The sequence below is a fragment of the Micromonospora sp. NBC_01412 genome, from assembly GCF_045040215.1.
Lineage (GTDB): Bacteria > Actinomycetota > Actinomycetes > Mycobacteriales > Micromonosporaceae > Micromonospora > Micromonospora rubida.
This window is the reverse complement of record NZ_CP109528.1, coordinates 4,611,903-4,629,224: the sequence shown is the minus strand read 5'-3', so window position 1 is coordinate 4,629,224 and position 17,322 is coordinate 4,611,903. Positions and strand designations below refer to the sequence as shown.

Sequence of the window (17,322 nt, the reverse complement as noted above, 5' to 3'; positions counted from 1 at the left end):
AGCGAAATCATGCCTGCTCGCCCCGGGTACGGCCAGTGCGGGTACTGCCGCCCGGCTGGCAGGATTGTGCCGTGCGGCAACGGACCTGGACTGTGGTGGTGCCGGTGAAGCGCCTCGGCGCGGCGAAGAGCCGGCTGCGCGGGGCGCTGTCCGGCGTACCCCACGAGGAGCTGGCGCTGGCCCTGGCGGCCGACACGGTCGCCGCGGTGCGGGCGTGCCCGGCGGTGGCCGCCGTGGTGGTGGTCACCGACGACCCGCTGGTGGCGGCGATGGCCGGCGCGGCGGGCGCGCGGGCCGTGCCGGACGCGCCGGGCGCCGGCCTGAACGCCGCCTTCCGGCACGGTGCCGAGGTCGCGACCGCCGGCGGCTGGGCGTGGGTGGCCGGGCTCACCGCGGACCTGCCGGCGCTGCGCCCGGCCGAGCTGGACGCCGCGCTGGACGCGGCCACCGCAGGCCTTCCCGGGGTACGCCGGTTCGTGGCCGACGCCCCGGGGAGCGGCACCGTGCTGCTCGCCGCGCCGCCCGGCGTGCCACTGGACCCCCGGTTCGGGGTCGGCTCGGCGGCGGCTCACCTGGCCAGCGGCGCGCTGCCGCTGACCGGCGACTGGCTGACCCTGCGCCAGGACGTCGACACGGCCGCCGACCTGGCCGCCGCCGCCCGGCTGGGGCTCGGACCGCGCACCGCAGCCCTGGCCTGCGTCGACCGGCCGGCCGCCCACCCGGGCTGACCCGACCGGCCCGGCGCGGGGTGTACGGTGCTGCCATGCAGGGCACGGTGGCCACCTACGACGCGGCGACGCGCAGCGGCGCGCTGCTCCTCGACGACGGCACCGAGCTGGCTTTCCCGGCCCGGGCGTTCGACGCCTCCGGGCTGCGGCTGCTCCGGCTGGGCCAGCGGGTCCGGATCGAGACCGACGCCGCCGGGGAGATCGTCCGGGTGACGTTGCCGACGATGCCGTGAGCTAGCCGCCCAAGTTCATTTTGCGTTAACCCGTTCCGGGACATTATGAGCGGGTGAGCACCCCTCGCGAGCATCCCACCGGCCCGTCCACCGACGACCACCCACCCGTCGACGACCGCCCCACCGGTGGGCGGGAACCCATCGACCCCACGCCCGCCCGCAACGGGTCCCGCCAGCGCGGCGTCGACGGCCGCTTCCGTCCCCGGGAGACCGCCGAGGACGAGCTGGCGGTGCCCGGCCCGGCCGCCGGGGCGGCCTCCACCGGGCTGGAGGAGGTGCTCGACGCGCCCAGGGAGCAGCCGACGGCGGCGGTACGGCCCGCGTCCGCGCCCGACTCCGACTCCGACTCCGACTCCGATGAGCCGACGCCGCCGGAGCCGCTGCCCGAGGACCGGTTCCTCAACCGGGAGCTGTCCTGGCTCGACTTCAACGCCCGGGTGCTGGCCCTGGCCGAGGACCCTCGCACCCCGCTGCTGGAACGGGCGAAGTTCCTGGCCATCTTCGCCAGCAACCTCGACGAGTTCTACATGGTCCGGGTGGCCGGGCTGAAGCGCCGGCTGTCGGCGGGGCTGCCGGTGCGTGGCGGGGACCGGCTGCCGCTGCGCACCCAGCTTGAGCTGATCACCGAGCGGACCGCCGACCTGGTCGGCCGGCACGCCGCCTGCTCCGTCGACGACGTGCTGCCGAAGCTCGCCGCCGAGGGCATCCGCATCCTGCGCTGGTCGGACCTGGGTGCGCCCGAGCGGGAGCGGCTGCGCACCTACTTCCGCAAGCACATCTTCCCGGTGCTCACCCCGCTCGCGGTCGACCCCGCGCACCCGTTCCCGTACATCTCCGGGCGGTCGCTGAACCTGGCCGTCGCCGTCCGCGACCCCGACGGCGGCTCGGAGCTGTTCGCCCGGGTCAAGGTGCCGAACAACGTGCCCCGGTTCGTCCGGGTCGACCGGGACTCCCCCGGGGTTCGGGTGCTCCCGGTCGAGGAGCTGATCTCGGTGCACCTGGAGCAGCTCTTCTCCGGCATGCAGGTGGTCGAGTGCCACCTGTTCCGGGTCACCCGCAACGCCGAGGTGGAGGTCGACGAGGACCGCGACGAAGACCTGCTCCAGGCCCTGGAGCGGGAGCTGGCCCGCCGCCGGTTCGGCCCGCCGGTACGGCTGGAGGTGGCCGCCTCCATCTCCGACCACATGCTGGAGCTGCTGGTCCGCGAGCTGGACATGGACGGCCACGACGTGCTGCGGGTCCGCGGCCTGCTCGACCTGTCCGCCCTGTGGCAGCTCTACGGCGACGCCGACCGCCCCGACCTGAAGGACCCGCCGTTCGTGCCGGCCACCCACCCCCGGCTCACCGAGGGCGAGGTGCCGCGCAGCGTCTTCGCCACCCTGCGGGACGGGGACGTGCTGGTGCACCACCCGTACCACTCGTTCGCGACGAGCGTGCAGCGCTTCGTCGAGCAGGCGGCGGCCGACCCGGACGTGCTGGCCATCAAGCAGACCCTCTACCGCACCAGCGGCGACTCCCCGATGGTCGACGCGCTGGTCGACGCGGCCGCCGCCGGCAAGCAGGTGGTGGTGCTGGTGGAGCTGAAGGCCCGGTTCGACGAGGTGGCCAACATCGGCTGGGCGCGCACGCTGGAGCGCGCCGGCTGCCACGTGGTGTACGGCCTGGTCGGCCTCAAGACGCACTGCAAGACCGCCCTGGTGGTACGCCAGGAGGGCAACCAGATCCGCCGCTACTGCCACATCGGCACCGGGAACTACCACCCGAAGACCGCCCGGCTGTACGAGGACTTCGGCATGCTGACCGCCGACCCGGAGATCGGCGCCGACCTCACCGACCTGTTCAACGTGCTCACCGGCTACAGCCGGCAGACCGCGTACCGGCGGCTGCTGGTGGCCCCGCAGGGGATCCGGCGAGGGCTGATCGAGCGGATCGAGCGGGAGATCACCCACGTCCGGCTCGGCATGCCGGGGCTGGTGCAGTTCAAGGTGAACTCGCTGGTCGACGAGAAGGTCACCGACGCGCTCTACCGGGCGTCCCGGGCCGGGGTGCACGTGGATCTGCTGATCCGGGGCATGTGCACGCTGCGCCCGGGGGTGCCGGGGCTGTCGGAGAACATCCGGGTCCGGTCGATCCTCGGCCGGTTCCTGGAGCACTCCCGGATCTTCCGGTTCGGCAACAACGGGGCAGCGGAGTTCTGGATGGGCTCGGCCGACCTGATGCACCGCAACCTGGACCGCCGGGTGGAGGCTCTGGTGCAGGTGAGCGACCCGGTGGCCCGGGCCGAGCTGGACCACGTGCTGGCTGCGGCGTTCAGCCCCGACGTGGAGGCGTTCGAGCTGGCCGGGGACGGCTCCTGGACCCGGCGGACGGGGACGCCGGACGGTCCGCTGACCCATCTGCAGGACCTGCTGCTGCGCCGCGTCGGCGGCACTCCCGGTTGAGCCTAGGCTGAGCGGATGTCGGAGGGGGAACGGATGATCCGGGCGGCGGGCGGGGTCGTCTGGCGCCCGGACGGAGACGACGTGCTGGTCTGCCTGGTGCACCGCCCCCGGTACGGCGACTGGTCGCTGCCCAAGGGCAAGCTGGAGGCGGGCGAGCACCCGCTGTCCGCCGCCGTCCGGGAGGTCGCCGAGGAGGCCGACGTGCGGGCGGTGCCCCAGGTCCGGCTGCCCACCATGCGGTACCGCAGCGAGGGCCGGCCGAAGGCGGTCGACTACTGGTCGATGCTGGCGGTCGCCGACGGGGGTTTCCAACCCGACACCGAGGTCGACGGGATCCGCTGGCTCCCCGCCGGGGAGGCGACGAGCCTGGTCAGCTACCCGCACGACGCCGAGGTGCTGGCCGCGTTCGCCGCCCTGCCGCCGGTCACCGCGACGGTGGCGCTGGTCCGGCACGCCCACGCCGGCAGGCGCGGCACCTGGTCCGGCCCGGACGCTTGCCGACCGCTCGACGACACCGGCTGGGCGCAGGCGCACGCCCTGGCGCCCCTGGTGGCCCTGGTCCGCCCGGTTCGGCTGCTGTCGGCCTCGGCCCGCCGCTGCGTGCAGACCCTGGACCCGGCTGCGGCCCTGCTGGACCTGCCGATCGAGGTGGCCGGCGACCTCGACGAGCCGCAGCCCGGCCAGGACCCGGACGAGCGGGCACTGGCCGTCGCGGCCTGCCTCACCGAGCTGGCCGCCGAGGGGGCCATGGCCGGGGTGTGCACCCAGGGCAAGGTGATCCCCGGGGCCCTGGAACGCCTCACCGGCCGCGCCGACGACTTCACCACCCCGAAGGGCGGCGGCTGGCTGCTCGCGTTCGCCGCCGACCGCCTCCTCGCCGCCGATCCCCTGTGATGGCGCCAGCCGACCGCCTCTGACGGAAGGGCGCGGCCGGCGGCATTCGGCTCGGGCGTCAGTCGGTGGCCCTCTGACGGAAGGGCGCGGCCGGCGGCATTCGGCTCGGGCGTCAGCCGGTGGCGGTGGGCGGCAGGGTGAGGGTGACTGCCACCGGCAGGTGGTCGCTGGCGGTGCTGCGCGGCGCCACAGGTCCACCGGCCACCATGCCCGGCGAGACCAGGACGTGGTCGATCTGCTCGCGCGGGTCGTCGGCCGGGCTGGTGAACAGGGGACGGGCCGTGGCGAGCGCGTCCACCAGCCCGGCGCGGGTGAACTCCGCGTATGCCGGGGCGCCCGGCTCGGTGTTCAGGTCACCGGCGACGACGAGCGGCCGGCCGTCGGCGTACCCCAGGGCGAACTGCGCCACGGCGCGGGCCTGCGCCACCGGCTCCCGGCCGGGCGGCGGTTGCAGGTGGGTGGCGACCACCGCGAGGCGCGCGTCGCCGCCGAGGTCGAGGGTGACGCCGAGCGCCTGGGCGCCGGTGGGCGCGCCGAGGGCCGCCAGCCGCTCGCTGCGGGCCGACTCCACCGGGAACCGGCTGAGCACCGCGTCGCCCCACAGCGGGTCGGCGGCGGGCGCGAAGACGTACGGCATGCGCAGCCGCGCCGAGAGCAGGGTGAGGGTGTCGTGGCCGCCGTTGAGCAGCCAGCCCCGGTCCACCTCGCTCAGCAGCACCACGTCGGGCCGCTCGGCGGCGACCACCCTGGCCAGCCCGTCCGGGTCGAACCGTCCGTCCAGCCCGAACCCCATCCGCACGTTGTACGCCACCACCCGCACGTCGGCGGGCGGGCTGCCGGGCCGGAGCGGGGCGACCTCGGCTGCCGGCAGGTTCGTCGCGAGGAGGGCGACCAGGCCGGAGACCGCGGCGACGGGTCTCGTCCACGCCCACGACGCCGCCCTGGCCGGCGCGGCCGTCCCGCCCCGGAGGGCCGGGGCGAGCGCCACGACGGCGACGAGGCCGGCCACGGCGACCGGCACCGCCGCGTTCGGGTAGCCGAGGTCGTACGCGGCGTAGTAGCCGACGGCGGCGACGGCGAAGAGCAACATGCCCAGCACCGCCGCGAGCGGCGACCGGGCGGGCCGGCCCGGGGCCCCGGCGGAGGCCGAGACGGCGGGGGCCGAGACACCGGCGGGGGCTGACTCGGCGGAGGCTGCGGCCCCGGCAGGGGCCGGGGGCTCGACGGAGGCGGAGGCGTCCGAGGCGCCGGCAGGATCGGGAACGGCGGTGGCGGCGATCGGGGCGGCGGCCCCGGCGAGACTCAGGCACGCGCCGACGCCGGCGGCGGTCAGCAGGACCGCCGGCCCCAGCCAGCCCGGCTCCCCGGCGGCGAACAGCACCGCCCCGAGCACAAGCGCGAGCGGGCCGAGCAGCCGCGCATGCCCGCGCGGCGGCCGGGCCAGCGCGGCGAACAGGAAGACGGCCACGGCCCAACTGAACAGGGCGGAGACGTCACCGGCCGCCGCCGAGCTGGCGAGGCCGTCGCCGGGGCCACGCCGGTAGGAGGACCCCGTCTCCGCCAGCGCCGGGGAGAGCGCCACCATCCCGGTCAGCAGCAGCGCCGGGCCGGCGAGCAGCCACGCGCGGGCACCGCCGCCCGGTTCCACCGGCGGCGCGGGGCGGGCCGTCCCGGCCAGGAAGAGTCCCACGAGGACGACGCTGCCGGCCCACCCGGCCCAGCCACCCCGCCAGACCAGGTCGTACGTGCCGAGCCCCGCGTGCACGACCGCGCCGAGGGCCAGCCCCGACGCCAGCCCCGGTACCGGCCGGTCGGTGCCGGCCGCGGTGCCGGCCAGCCAGAGCAGCCCGGCCACCAGGCCTGCGGTGGCCAGCCAGAGCTGTGCCCGGCCGCCCGGGGCGGCGGTGAGGGCGAGCCGGAGGCCGGCCAGCGCCACGGCGGCGACCAGCGTGACCGGGCGGGTGCCCAGCCGGCGCAGCAGCGCGGGAAAGGCCAGGGCGAGCACGAACCAGCCGAGCGCGAACGCTCCCAGCAGTTCGGCGGGGGTGGTGGCGGCCTGCCCGAAGATGGTGATGACCGAGGGGAGGAAGACCCGCAGCACGTCGATCAGGACGACGATGCCCAGGGCGAGCGTGGCGGTGTGGAGGTGGCGGTAGCGCACGGGCTGCCTTTCGCCGACCGGTGGGGGTCCGGCGATTCTGCGCGCGCCGCATGCCATCGGTCAACGGGCCGAAACCCGTACCCGGACAAGTGGAAGGGGCGCCCACCGGTTCGATGGGCGCCCCTTCCGACGGTTCGGCCGGTCAGCGCTTGGTAGCCGCCTTCTTGGCCGGGGACTTCTTCGCCGGCGCCTTCTTGGCCGCCGCGCTCTTGGTCGACGCCGCGGTGGTCTTCTTCCCCGCGGTCGACTTGGTCGCCGCCGCGGTCTTCTTCGCGGGGGCGGCCTTCTTGGTGGCGGCCTTGGACGCCGTCGTCTTGGTCGCCTTGGCCGGGGCCGCCTTCTTCGTCGCGGCGGTGGCCTTGGCTCCCGTGGCCTTCGTACCCGCCGCCTTGGCCGTCGTGGCCTTCGCCCCGGTCGCCTTCGCACCGGTGGCCTTGGCGCCCGCCGCCTTGGCCGTCGTGGCCTTCGCGGTCGTCGGCTTGGCCCCGGTTGCCTTGGCGGCCGTGGTCTTGGTGGCGGCCGTGGCGGTCTTCTTCGCCGCCGCCGTGGCCTTCGGCACCTTGCCGCTGGCCACCATCTCCTTGAACCCGGCACCAGGCCGGAAGGTCGGGACGGCTGTCTTCTTGACCTTCACCGCCTCGCCGGTTCGCGGGTTGCGCGCTGTTCGGGCTCCCCGGACGCGCTTCTCGAACGCTCCGAATCCGGTGATCGCCACCTTCTCGCCCTTGGTGACCGCCGCCTGGACCTCAGCGAGAACCGCGTCGAGCGCGGCCGTCGCCGTTTTCCGGTCCCCCAGGCGAACGGCGAGCGCCTCGATGAGCTCGGCCTTGTTCACGACTTCCTCCCGATTGTGCAACTGACTCGACGCGAGCCATTCTGCGCGCACGGTATGCCCTGTGCTGCCTGGACACAAACATTCGGTGGAAAAAAGGCCTTGTGTCGTAACGGATTCGCCCCCACCGGGCGGGCCGGTGGGGGCGGAAAGCGATGCTGGATCGGGCGTACGGCTATGCCACGGCGGGCAGGAACGGCCGCCGGCCGCGCTCGTACGAGGTGATGTCGGCTTCGTGGCGGAGCGTGAGTCCAATGTCATCCAACCCCTCCAGCAGCCGCCAGCGGCTGAAGTCGTCGAGGGGGAACGACCAGGCGGCGTCCCCCGCCCGGACCTCGCGGGAGGCCAGGTCGACGGTGACGGCGGTGGTGGGGTCGGACTCGACGAGGCGCCACAACTCCTCGACGGATTTCAATTCCAACTCAACCGGCAGCAGACCCTCCTTGAGGGCGTTGCCGCGGAAGATGTCGCCGAACCGGGGCGAGATCACCGCCCGGAACCCCCAGTCCCGCAGCGCCCAGACGGCGTGCTCCCGAGACGACCCCGTACCGAACTCGGGGCCGGCCACAAGAATCGACCCGCCCGAATACACCGGATCGTTGAACACGAATGCCGGGTCCTCCCGCCACGCGCTGAAGAGCCCGTCGGCGAATCCGGTCCGGGTCACCCGCTTGAGGTACACGGCGGGGATGATCTGATCGGTGTCCACGTTGGAACGGCGCAGCGGCACGGCGGTGCCGGTGTGCACGGTGAACTTGTCCATCTGTCGCGGCTGCCCTTCTACAGGTCGGCGGGGGCGGCCAGCCGGCCGACCACGGCGGTGGCGGCGGCGACCGGCGGCGACACCAGGTGGGTGCGGCCACCCCTGCCCTGGCGCCCCTCGAAGTTGCGGTTGGAGGTCGAGGCGGAACGCTGCCCCGGGGAGAGCGTGTCCGGGTTCATGCCCAGGCACATCGAGCAGCCGGCGAACCGCCACTCGGCGCCGGCGTCGGTGAACACCTTGTCCAGCCCTTCGGCCTCGGCGACCTCCCGGACGGCGGCGGAGCCGGGGACCACGAGCATCCGTACGCCGTCGGCGACCTTCTGCCCGCGCAGCACGTCGGCCGCGGCGCGGAGGTCCTCCAGCCGGCCGTTGGTGCAGGAGCCGACGAAGACCACGTCGACGGAGAGGTCGCGCAGCGGGGTGCCCGGCACGAGGTCCATGTATTCCAGGGCCCGGCGGGCGGCGGCCCGCTCGGAGTCGGTTTCGAACTCCTCCGGGTCCGGCACGGCCGCGCCCAGCGGGGCGCCCTGACCAGGGTTGGTGCCCCAGGTGACGAACGGGGTGATCCGGCTCGCGTCGAGGGTCACCTCGGCGTCGAAGGTCGCCCCCTCGTCGGTGGGCAGCGTCCGCCAGTGGTCGACCGCCGCGTCCCAGTCGGCCCCCTGCGGCGCGTTCGGCCGCCCCTTGAGGTACGCGAAGGTGGTCTCGTCCGGCGCGATCATGCCGGCCTTGGCGCCCCACTCGATGGACATGTTGGCGACGGTCATCCGCCCCTCCATGGACAGCGCGCGGATCGCCTCGCCCCGGTACTCCACGATGTGCCCGCGCCCGCCACCGGTGCCGACCTGGGTGATCAGGGCGAGCACCAGGTCCTTGGCCGTGATGCCGGGGCCGAGCTGGCCGGTGACGTTCACGGCCATCGTCTTCGGGCGGGCCTGTGGCAGCGTCTGGGTGGCCAGCACGTGCTCGACCTCGCTGGTGCCGATGCCGAACGCGAGGGCGCCGAACGCCCCGTGGGTGGCGGTGTGCGAATCGCCACAGACGATCGTCATGCCGGGCTGGGTGACGCCGAGCTGCGGGCCGATGACGTGCACGATGCCCTGGTTGGCGTCGCCGAGCGGGTGCAGCCGGACACCGAACTCGGCGCAGTTGCGGCGCAGCGTCTCGATCTGGGTGCGGGAGGTGGGGTCCGCGATCGTGAGCAGGTCGCCGCGCCGCTGCTGGAACGCTGGATCCGCGTACCCCGTCGGGGTGTTGTGGTCCTCGGTCGCGAGCGTGAGGTCGGTGCGGCGCACGCGGCGGCCGGCGAGCCGCAGCCCGTCGAAGGCCTGCGGGCTGGTGACCTCGTGCAGCAGGTGCAGGTCGATGTAGAGCAGGTCCGGTTCGCCCTCGGCGGACCGGACGACGTGCGTGTCCCAGACCTTCTCGGCCAGGGTCCTCGGTTGAGTGACTCCCACCATCTGGACATCCTAAATTCTGGGAGGTAAGTTTCGGCTTGTGGGACACAGTATGAGCGGTGTCGGCGTTCTCGACAAGGCGGTGGTCATCCTGGCCGCCTGCGTCGACGGCGCCAGCCTGGCCGAACTCGTTGAACGCACCAAGCTGCCCCGGGCCACCGCGCACCGGCTGGCGCAGGCGCTGGAGATCCACCGGATGCTGGTCCGGGACACCCAGGGCCGCTGGCGCCCTGGCCCTCGACTCGGTGAGCTCGCCAACGCCGCGCCGGACGTGCTGCTGACAGCGGCGGAGCCGCTGCTGGCCGCGCTGCGCGACGCCACCGGGGAGAGCGCCCAGCTCTACCTGCGCCGCGCGGACGAGCGGATCTGCGTGGCCGCCGCCGAGCGGGCCAGCGGCCTGCGGGACACCGTGCCGGTGGGCTCGGTGCTGCCGATGACCGCAGGGTCGGCGGCGCAGATCCTGCTGGCCTGGGAGCCGCCGGAGGCGGTGATGCCGCTGTTGCCCCGGTCGAAGTTCACCGGCCGCACGCTGGCCGAGGTGCGCCGGCGGGGCTGGGCGCAGAGCGTCGCCGAGCGGGAGGCCGGTGTGGCGAGCGTCTCGGCCCCGATCCGCGACCGCACTGGCCGGGTGATCGCCTCGGTCAGCATCTCCGGCCCGATCGAGCGCCTCGGCCGCCGCCCCGGCGAACGCCACGCCATGGCCGTGGTCAGAGCCGGCCAACGCCTCTCCGGCCTCTAGCCCCCCACCGGGCTCACCCCCCACCCCACCGGGCTCACCCCCCACCCTGCCGGGCCCACCCCGCCCCGCCTCACCCCGGTGATCAAGAGGTTTACGTCTCGATCCGAGCTGAGGCCGACGTAAACCTCTTGATCACCGGAGCGGGGTGGGGCGGGGGCGGGGGTGGGATGGGGGTGGGGTGGGGACCCGGGGGCCGTGCCGGAACGCGAAACGGCCCGTCTCACCGAAGTGAGACGGGCCGAGTGGAGTTGTAGCCCCGACCGGATTCGAACCGGCGCTACCGCCTTGAGAGGGCGGCGTCCTGGGCCACTAGACGACGGGGCCAAGACTTTTCCTGCATCACCGGCCTGCTGGACGGTGCCGCTGTAGTCTAGCGACGGGTCCCTCGCCAGCGCGCAGGGGGTGGGTGACGGGGTCGAGCGCAACGCCGCCACCAGGGCCCGGCGGCGGATACCTCGCGGCCGGCCAACGGCCGGGACCCGGGGGCCGTACCGGAACGCGAAACAGCCCGCCTCACCGAAGTGAGACGGGCTGACCGGAACTGTAGCCCCGACCGGATTCGAACCGGCGCTACCGCCTTGAGAGGGCGGCGTCCTGGGCCACTAGACGACGGGGCCAGAACCTTCTCCTGCACCGCCCTGCCGGGCGGTTCCGCCGAACTCTACCAGAGATTCTTCCGGCCCCTTGCGGGCGACCGGAGCGCTCTCCAGCGGGATCCAGCGACCGGCGCTCTCGCGAACACCGATTGCTGGGGTACCAGGACTCGAACCTAGACTAACTGAACCAGAATCAGTTGGGCTGCCAATTACCCCATACCCCATTGGCACCTCACGGTGCCGTTCGGTGCCTTGCGGCACCGGAGAGAAACTTTACCCTCCCGGCCCCGGCTAGGCCAAATCGGGGGCCCGAAACCCATGCTGTACTGCGGTTTCGGGCCCCGACGAGTCAGCCGACCGGGACGACCGGGTTGGTCAGCTCCCCGATCCCCTCGATACGCACGGTGACGGTATCCCCCTCCACGAGCGGGCTAACCCCCGCCGGGGTGCCGGTGAGCACCACGTCGCCGGGGAGCAGCGTCATCACGTGCGAGACGTACGACACCAGGGCCGGGACGTCGAAGACCATGTCCCGCGTCCGGCCGAGCTGCCGCACCTCCATCTCCTCCGGGTTGCGGCCCACCTCGCACCGGACCTCCAGATCGGTGACGTCCAGGTCCGTGGTGATCCAGGGTCCGATAGGGCAGAACGAGTCGAAGCCCTTGGCCCGGGTCCACTGCCCGTCGGAGCGCTGGAGGTCCCGGGCGGTCACGTCGTTGGCGCAGGTGTAGCCGAAGATGGCCCGCTCGGCGGCGGCCCGATCGGCCCGGCGGGCCCCCGGGGCACCGATCACCACGGCCAGCTCGGCCTCGTGCTCGACCCGCTTGGAGAAGATCGGCAGCCGGATGGCGTCGCGCGGGCCGATCACCGAGGTGGACGGTTTGAGGAAGAGCAGCGGCTCCTTCGGCACCGGGCTGCCCTGCTCGGCGGCGTGCTCGGCGTAGTTGCGGCCGACGCAGACCACCTTGCTGGGCAGGATCGGGGAGAGCAGTCGGACGTCGGAGAGCGCCCACCGGGCGCCGCTGAACTGGATCTGACCGAACGGGTGACCCTCGATCTCGGCGATGGTCAGGCCCTGAGGGCCCGCCTCCGGCTCGCCCTCGACGGCCCCGAACGACATTCCCTTGGCATGAGCGAAACGAGCGATACGCACCAGGCCAATCTAGCCCCGGGACGACGTCCGGCCGCGCCGACGGCACGTCAGGGCGGCGAGGACCTCCTGCTACGCACGAGGGGCACCCCGGGCGGCGGGCCGCGGTGTCGGGCGAGAGGACCTCGGGGCGGCCACCCTACGTCGTCCGTCGCCGGTGCGGGCCGGGTTCGCCACTTCGTACCCGCACGACGTGGCGCCGCACCTAGCGTCGGCTACCGGAGGTTCGTTCGTATGCCTGCATCGACACGACACCACAGGGCCCTCGCAGTGTTCGTACACTGCCTCGGCATTCTCGCCGCCGTGCCGGCACTGCCCACGGTGACCCCGGAGGCGGCGGCCACGCCGGCAGCGGCAGCCCGCCCGGCGGCGGCCGTCGCCACGCCGACGGAGACCCCGACACCCACCGACTCGGCGACGGCGCCGACGCCGGCGGCTCCCGCGCCGCCGCCACTGGTCTCGCCGTCCGTGGTGGTGCCGACCCAGGGCGCACCGTCACCGGTGACGGTGGCGGTCACGCCGGCCGGCACACCCGCGCCGGGCTACCAGGTCCAGGTCCGCAACACCGGGAGCCTGCCGCTGGCCACCACGGTGCGCCAGGAGCTGCCGGCCGGGACGTCCGCGACCTGGATCACCCCCGGCGGGCGGGCCACCCGCTCGGCGGCGAGCACCGAGGTGACCTGGCAGCTCAACCTGCCCGCCCGCAGCACCACCACGCTGCACACGGCGCTCTCCGCCGCCGCGCCGGGCCGGCCGCTCACCGCGCCGGCCTGCGCCTTCACCAGTGACGGGAACCGGCCGTACGACTGCGCGACCGCGACCTGGAGCGGCGCGGCGGTGCCGGCGGCCGAGGTCACCGCTGCCCCACCGTGGCGCCGGCCCCCGGTGCTGCTCGCCGCGCTGGCCGTGGTCATCCTGGCCGGACTCGGCGGGCTGTGGTGGTGGCAGCGGCGCCGGCGCGTGCGCTCCGGTGCCCGGCAGCCCGGGGCCACCGCGCCGGCCGGGACCGCCGGGGCGACCGTGCCGGCGGCCGGCGACCGGGGAACCGTGTATCCCCGGCCCGCCACACCGACGGCCGTGGCCCGCCGCCGCCGGCCCCCGGTCTGGCTGCTGGTGGGGGCGGCCCTCGTGATCCTGGCCGGGGTGGTCCTCGCGGCCACGCTGACCGCCACCCGGCGGGTCGCCGCGATCGACACGGCCAAGCAGCCGACCAGCGGCGCCTGGGTGGGGCGCAGCGCGACGGGGGTGGTCGGCGTGCCGCTGCGCGAGCAGGCGCTGGAGTTCACCGTCTACCGGATCGCCTGCCCGAACAGGCCGATCGCCGGCGGGCAGTGCCAGGCCACCGTCGGGGTCCACAACGTCAGCCCGCAGCAGCAGACCTGGCACGGTCAGATGCAGCGGGCATACCTGCCGGACGGCACCTGGGTCAGCACCGACGAGGCGGCGACCCGGCTGGCCAACCAGGGGCGGGACGTTTTCGCCCAGCCGCTCGCCGCGGGCAGCCGGCTGGTGCTGCCGCTGGTGTTCACGGTCGACGGCCCGGGCCGGCCGAAGCAGCTCGAGCTGCGCAGCGGGGTGTTCTCCGCAGGGGTCCGGGTGGACGTGCCCTGACCCGGGCCGGGGGCCGGTGGCGCCGCCCCGGGCCAGGCCGGGGCGTCGGCAGGGGTGGGCGGGCGGCGGTCGTACGCTGGGGTGGTGACCGCCGCCCTCGCCGCACCGCTGCACCTGACCGACTGGCAGGCCCTGCGGCGCGCCCATGAGGAACGCGTCGACGGGTGGCTGGCCCCGCACCTGGCCCGCCGCCGCACCGGCGCGAAGCACCCGGTGGAGGACTTCCTCTTCACCTACTACTCGCACCGCCCCGCCCAGCTCCGCCGCTGGCATCCCGGGGCGGGCGTGGTGCTGCGCGGCGCGGACCCGGCCGAGTTCGGCCCGGACTACCGGGCCACCGCCGCCGGGCTCACCCTCGACACCGAGGGGGTACGCGCCCGGCGGGCCGGCTCGGTGGACTGGATCCGCGCCCTGCTCGCGGCGACCGCCGGCCGGCCGGCGCACCTGGGCTGCTTCGGGATGCACGAGTGGGCGATGGTCTACCGGCAGACCCAGGAGGAGGTACGCCACAACGCGTGGCCGCTGCGGCTCAGCCCGGCGGAGACGGCAGCCGTGGTCGAGGAGCGGGGCGTGCGGTGCAGCCACTTCGACGCGTACCGGTTCTTCACCGCGCCGGCCCGGCCGCTGAACCTGCTCGCCCCGACCCGGGAGGGCCAGCACGATCTGGAGCAGCCGGGCTGCCTGCACGCCAACATGGACCTCTACAAGTGGGCGTACAAGCTCTCCCCGCTGGTCTGTTCGGAGCTGGTGGCCGACGGCTTCGCCCTGGCCCGGGAGATACGCGCGCTGGACATGCGGGCCAGCCCGTACGACCTGGCCGCGCTCGGGTACCCGCCGGTGCGGGTGGAGACGCCGGAGGGCCGCGCCGAGTACGCCACCGCGCAGCGCGGGTTCGCCGAGCGGGCCGCCGTTCTGCGCGCCCGGCTGCTCGCCGCGCTCGGCTGAGCGGAGGGGCCCCTCCCGACGCCCGTGGCGCGGCAGGGGCCCCTCCTCAGCCTCCCGGCCTCAGCTCGACGCGCAGCTCAGGGTGGGGACGGTGGGCGCTGCGGTGCTGCTGCCGAGGAAGCCGAAGGTGGCCTCCGCGCCCGGGGCGAGCGCCCCGTTCCAGCTCACGTTGCGGGCGGTGACCGCGCCGCCGGTCTGGGTCAGCTCGGCGTTCCACGTCTGGCTGATCCGCTGGCCGTCGGGGAGGGTGAAGCCGACCGTCCAGCCGGCGGTCCGGGCGGCCCCGGTGTTGCGGACGGTCACCTCGCCCTGGAAGCCGCCCTGCCACTGCCCGACGATCCGGTAGCCGGCCGTGCAGCCGCCCCCCAGGGTGGGCGTCGCCGTCGGCGTGGCGGTGGGCGTCGGCGTGGCGGTGGGCGTCGCCGTCGGCGTGCTCGTCGGGGTCGGGGTGGGGGTGGTGCCGGAGAGCGCGGCGGCCAGCGCCGGGTACCAGCGGTCCGACATCTTCTGGTCGCCGGCGGCGTTGGGATGCACCCCGTCGTACGTGTCGGTGGCGGTGCTGAAACCCGTCCACTGGTCGACGACCACGATCGGGGACTGCGCGGTGGTCTTCCCCGCCGCCCAGCCGTCGATCGCGCTGTTGAACGCGACCACCCGCTGCCCGCACTCGGCGCAGCTGGCCGGGGCCATCGGAATGATCTTCGCGACGATCACCCGCGTCGCCGGGTTGCTCGCCCGCATCTGGTCCACCAGCTTCGAGTGGGCGGCCAGGATGGTCGCCGGCGCGATGTTGCTCCACACGTCGTTGGTGGCGAAGTGCATGAGCACGATGTCGGGGTGCGTGGCGGAGAGCCAACCGGGGAGCAGGTTCTGGTTGGCGACGTTCGTCACCAGGTAACCGCCGTGGCCCTCGTTGTCGCCGTCGTACGGCTGCCCGCAGCCCTGCGGGCCGAGGGTGCCGACGAAGTCGATGTTCGTGTGGCCGGTGGACTGGAGGCGGTTCCAGAGGATGGACCGCCAACAGCCGGGCGAGCCGGTGATCGAGTCGCCGAGCGGCATGATCCGCACCGGCGCGGCGGCGGGCGGCGCGGCGACGGCGGGACGGGTGGGCGTGGTGGCGACCAGGCCGAGCAGCAGGGTGAGGGGGACCGCCGCGAGGGCGGCGAGCAGGGCCGGAACGATTGGCCTTCGGAGCATGGTGAAGGGACTCCTGTCACGTGACGTCGTGCGGTCGGTGACGGCCCGGTTGCTCCCGGAGCCATTCGACCAGATCGACGGCTCCCCCTCAATGCCCTCCCGCATGCCGGCACCCAGCCGGCCCGGCTCGCGCCGGGAACGGTCATCGCCGATCTACGCGACGCCGACGACTCGCGCGGGGACGGTCAGTCGTCGTCGGCCCGGCGGTCGCGTTTGCGCTGGGACTGGCGCTTCTTGTCGGTGAGGCGGCGCTCCTTGGCGCGCCGCGACGGGCGGGTCGGACGACGCGGCGGGGGCGGCGGGGCCACCGCCTCGCGCAGCAGCGCCGTCATCCGCTCCCGGGCGGCCTCCCGGTTGGCGAGTTGGGCCCGGTGCTCGCTCGCGGCCACGGTGAGCACCCCGTCGACGAGCCGGCCGGCCAGGCGTTCCAGCGCCCGGGCGCGCAGCGGCTCCGGCAGGCTCGGCGAGCCGGCCACGTCGAAGCTCAGCTCCACCCGCGAGTCGGTGGTGTTGACGCCCTGCCCGCCCGGGCCCGACGAGCGGGAGAACCGCTCCCGCAGCTCGGCGTCCGGCACGACCAGTCGGTCGGTCACCCGCAGTCCGTCGTCCACGCCCCGAGGCTAGCGCCCCGCCCGTGCCCGTGGTCGGGCATGGGTCCCCGAGGGGCCGGGGGGCGGTCAGCTCAGCCGCCCTTGCCGATGATGGTGTCGGCCGTCTGCTGCACCTGGTCGATCGGGATGGCGAAGCCGATGCCGATCGAGCCGCTGCCGTCGATGGTGGCGATGGCGGTGTTCACCCCGACCACCTCGCCCCGGGCGTTGACCAGCGGGCCGCCGGAGTTGCCCGGGTTGATCGACGCGTCGGTCTGCACCGCCCGGTGCCGGTTGGTGCCGAGCCGCACCTGGCGGTCGAGCGCGCTGACGATGCCCGCGGTGACGGTGCCGGCCAGCCCGAGCGGGGAACCGACGGCGAGCACCGGCTCGCCGACCCGGGTGGCGCCCGGCTTGGCCAGTGGCAGCGGGGCCAGGCCGGCGTCCGGGGGCACCCGGAGCACGGCGAGGTCGCTGCCCGGCTCCCGGCCGACCACCTCGGCGGGGAACCGCCGGCCGTCCGGCAGCTCCACCGTGACCGCTGTCCCGCCGCCCTTGGCCAGGATGTGGTCGTTGGTGATCAGGTGCTGCTGGTCGTCGATGGCGAACCCGGAGCCGGTCGCCCCGGCGCCGGAGCCGCCCCCGACCAGCACCGACACCACGCCCGGCACGGTCCGTTCGGCGGCGGTGACCAGCTCGGCGGGCACCGGCGCCGCCGAGGCCGCCGCCGGGCCCGGCGCACCGGCCTGGTCGGCGACCCACATGCCGGCCGCCGCGCCGGACAGGGTGGACAGGGCCACCACCCCGGCCGCGGCCAGCAGCCGGTCCAGCCAGCCGCGCCGCCGGCCGCCCCCCTCCTGACCGGGTACGTCCCACCGGCCCCGTCCGTCCGGGTCGAGTTCGGGCGAGACGAACCACGGTCCGCTCGGCTCGCCCAGTCCGGTCTGCACTGCCATGCGTGCGCTCCTCACGTCCTTGTCACCGC

Annotated in this window: 15 protein-coding genes and 3 tRNA genes; 7 read left to right on the top strand and 11 right to left on the bottom strand. The window is 74.6% G+C overall.

The genetic code is table 11. From position 1 onward, the window contains the following. Positions 1 to 71 precede the first annotated feature (71 nt). The 4 genes from cofC to OG617_RS21165 all read left to right on the top strand — a co-directional run bounded on the left by cofC (position 72) and on the right by OG617_RS21165 (position 4,296). Positions 72 to 728 (top strand): 2-phospho-L-lactate guanylyltransferase, encoded by a 657-nt coding sequence (cofC, locus tag OG617_RS21180; RefSeq protein WP_405094778.1) that lies wholly within the window; start codon positions 72 to 74, stop codon positions 726 to 728. Between the two features lie 35 nt (positions 729 to 763). After that, entirely contained in the window at positions 764 to 961 is a 198-nt protein-coding gene (locus OG617_RS21175) for a cold-shock protein (protein ID WP_405094777.1), read from the top strand. 224 nt (positions 962 to 1,185) lie between these two features. Beyond that, a complete protein-coding gene (locus tag OG617_RS21170; RefSeq protein ID WP_405103863.1) occupies positions 1,186 to 3,402 on the top strand; it encodes an RNA degradosome polyphosphate kinase in 2,217 nt (738 codons plus the stop codon). Positions 3,403 to 3,417: 15 nt separating this feature from the next. Further along, complete coding sequence (locus tag OG617_RS21165; protein ID WP_405094776.1) at positions 3,418 to 4,296, top strand: NUDIX domain-containing protein; 879 nt, start codon at positions 3,418 to 3,420, stop codon at positions 4,294 to 4,296. A gap of 112 nt (positions 4,297 to 4,408) precedes the next feature. Here OG617_RS21165 and OG617_RS21160 read toward each other — a convergent pair whose 3' ends face one another. The 4 genes from OG617_RS21160 to leuC form a co-directional block, all read right to left on the bottom strand. After that, on the bottom strand, positions 4,409 to 6,457 hold the full coding sequence (locus tag OG617_RS21160; RefSeq protein ID WP_405094775.1) for an endonuclease/exonuclease/phosphatase family protein: 2,049 nt from the start codon (positions 6,455 to 6,457) through the stop codon (positions 4,409 to 4,411). Between the two features lie 142 nt (positions 6,458 to 6,599). Continuing rightward, a complete protein-coding gene (locus OG617_RS21155; RefSeq protein WP_405094774.1) occupies positions 6,600 to 7,292 on the bottom strand; it encodes an HU family DNA-binding protein in 693 nt (230 codons plus the stop codon). Positions 7,293 to 7,464: 172 nt separating this feature from the next. Continuing rightward, positions 7,465 to 8,052, bottom strand: coding sequence for a 3-isopropylmalate dehydratase small subunit (gene leuD / locus OG617_RS21150; RefSeq protein WP_405094773.1), 588 nt, complete (start codon positions 8,050 to 8,052; stop codon positions 7,465 to 7,467). A gap of 17 nt (positions 8,053 to 8,069) precedes the next feature. Then, positions 8,070 to 9,512, bottom strand: coding sequence for a 3-isopropylmalate dehydratase large subunit (leuC, locus tag OG617_RS21145; protein WP_405094772.1), 1,443 nt, complete (start codon positions 9,510 to 9,512; stop codon positions 8,070 to 8,072). Between the two features lie 49 nt (positions 9,513 to 9,561). Here leuC and OG617_RS21140 point away from each other — a divergent pair, with 49 nt between their 5' ends. Beyond that, positions 9,562 to 10,248, top strand: a complete 687-nt coding sequence (locus OG617_RS21140; RefSeq protein ID WP_007456408.1) for an IclR family transcriptional regulator — start codon at positions 9,562 to 9,564, stop codon at positions 10,246 to 10,248. A gap of 251 nt (positions 10,249 to 10,499) precedes the next feature. Here the strand turns inward: OG617_RS21140 and OG617_RS21135 are convergent. The 4 genes from OG617_RS21135 to OG617_RS21120 form a co-directional block, all read right to left on the bottom strand. After that, positions 10,500 to 10,572, bottom strand: a tRNA-Glu gene (locus OG617_RS21135). Between the two features lie 220 nt (positions 10,573 to 10,792). Beyond that, positions 10,793 to 10,865: transfer RNA gene (locus tag OG617_RS21130), tRNA-Glu, on the bottom strand. 131 nt (positions 10,866 to 10,996) lie between these two features. Next, positions 10,997 to 11,068: transfer RNA gene (locus OG617_RS21125), tRNA-Gln, on the bottom strand. Positions 11,069 to 11,193: 125 nt separating this feature from the next. After that, positions 11,194 to 11,997, bottom strand: a complete 804-nt coding sequence (locus OG617_RS21120) for a fumarylacetoacetate hydrolase family protein (RefSeq protein WP_396675847.1) — start codon at positions 11,995 to 11,997, stop codon at positions 11,194 to 11,196. 231 nt (positions 11,998 to 12,228) lie between these two features. Here OG617_RS21120 and OG617_RS21115 point away from each other — a divergent pair, with 231 nt between their 5' ends. Both OG617_RS21115 and OG617_RS21110 read left to right on the top strand, forming a co-directional pair. After that, positions 12,229 to 13,605, top strand: coding sequence for a hypothetical protein (locus OG617_RS21115; protein WP_405094771.1), 1,377 nt, complete (start codon positions 12,229 to 12,231; stop codon positions 13,603 to 13,605). An 84-nt stretch (positions 13,606 to 13,689) separates the two neighbouring features. After that, positions 13,690 to 14,550 carry a 3-methyladenine DNA glycosylase gene (locus tag OG617_RS21110; protein ID WP_405094770.1) on the top strand — a complete coding sequence of 287 codons (861 nt, stop codon included), beginning with the start codon at positions 13,690 to 13,692 and terminating at the stop codon, positions 14,548 to 14,550. A 60-nt stretch (positions 14,551 to 14,610) separates the two neighbouring features. Here OG617_RS21110 and OG617_RS21105 read toward each other — a convergent pair whose 3' ends face one another. The 3 genes from OG617_RS21105 to OG617_RS21095 all read right to left on the bottom strand — a co-directional run bounded on the left by OG617_RS21105 (position 14,611) and on the right by OG617_RS21095 (position 17,293). Beyond that, entirely contained in the window at positions 14,611 to 15,747 is a 1,137-nt protein-coding gene (locus tag OG617_RS21105) for a cellulose binding domain-containing protein (protein WP_405094769.1), read from the bottom strand. A 185-nt stretch (positions 15,748 to 15,932) separates the two neighbouring features. Then, positions 15,933 to 16,358: an alternative ribosome rescue aminoacyl-tRNA hydrolase ArfB gene (gene arfB / locus OG617_RS21100; protein WP_405094768.1), complete on the bottom strand. Its 426-nt coding sequence runs from the start codon at positions 16,356 to 16,358 to the stop codon at positions 15,933 to 15,935. Positions 16,359 to 16,429: 71 nt separating this feature from the next. Continuing rightward, positions 16,430 to 17,293: a S1C family serine protease gene (locus tag OG617_RS21095; protein WP_405094767.1), complete on the bottom strand. Its 864-nt coding sequence runs from the start codon at positions 17,291 to 17,293 to the stop codon at positions 16,430 to 16,432. Between the last annotated feature and the right edge of the window lie 29 nt (positions 17,294 to 17,322).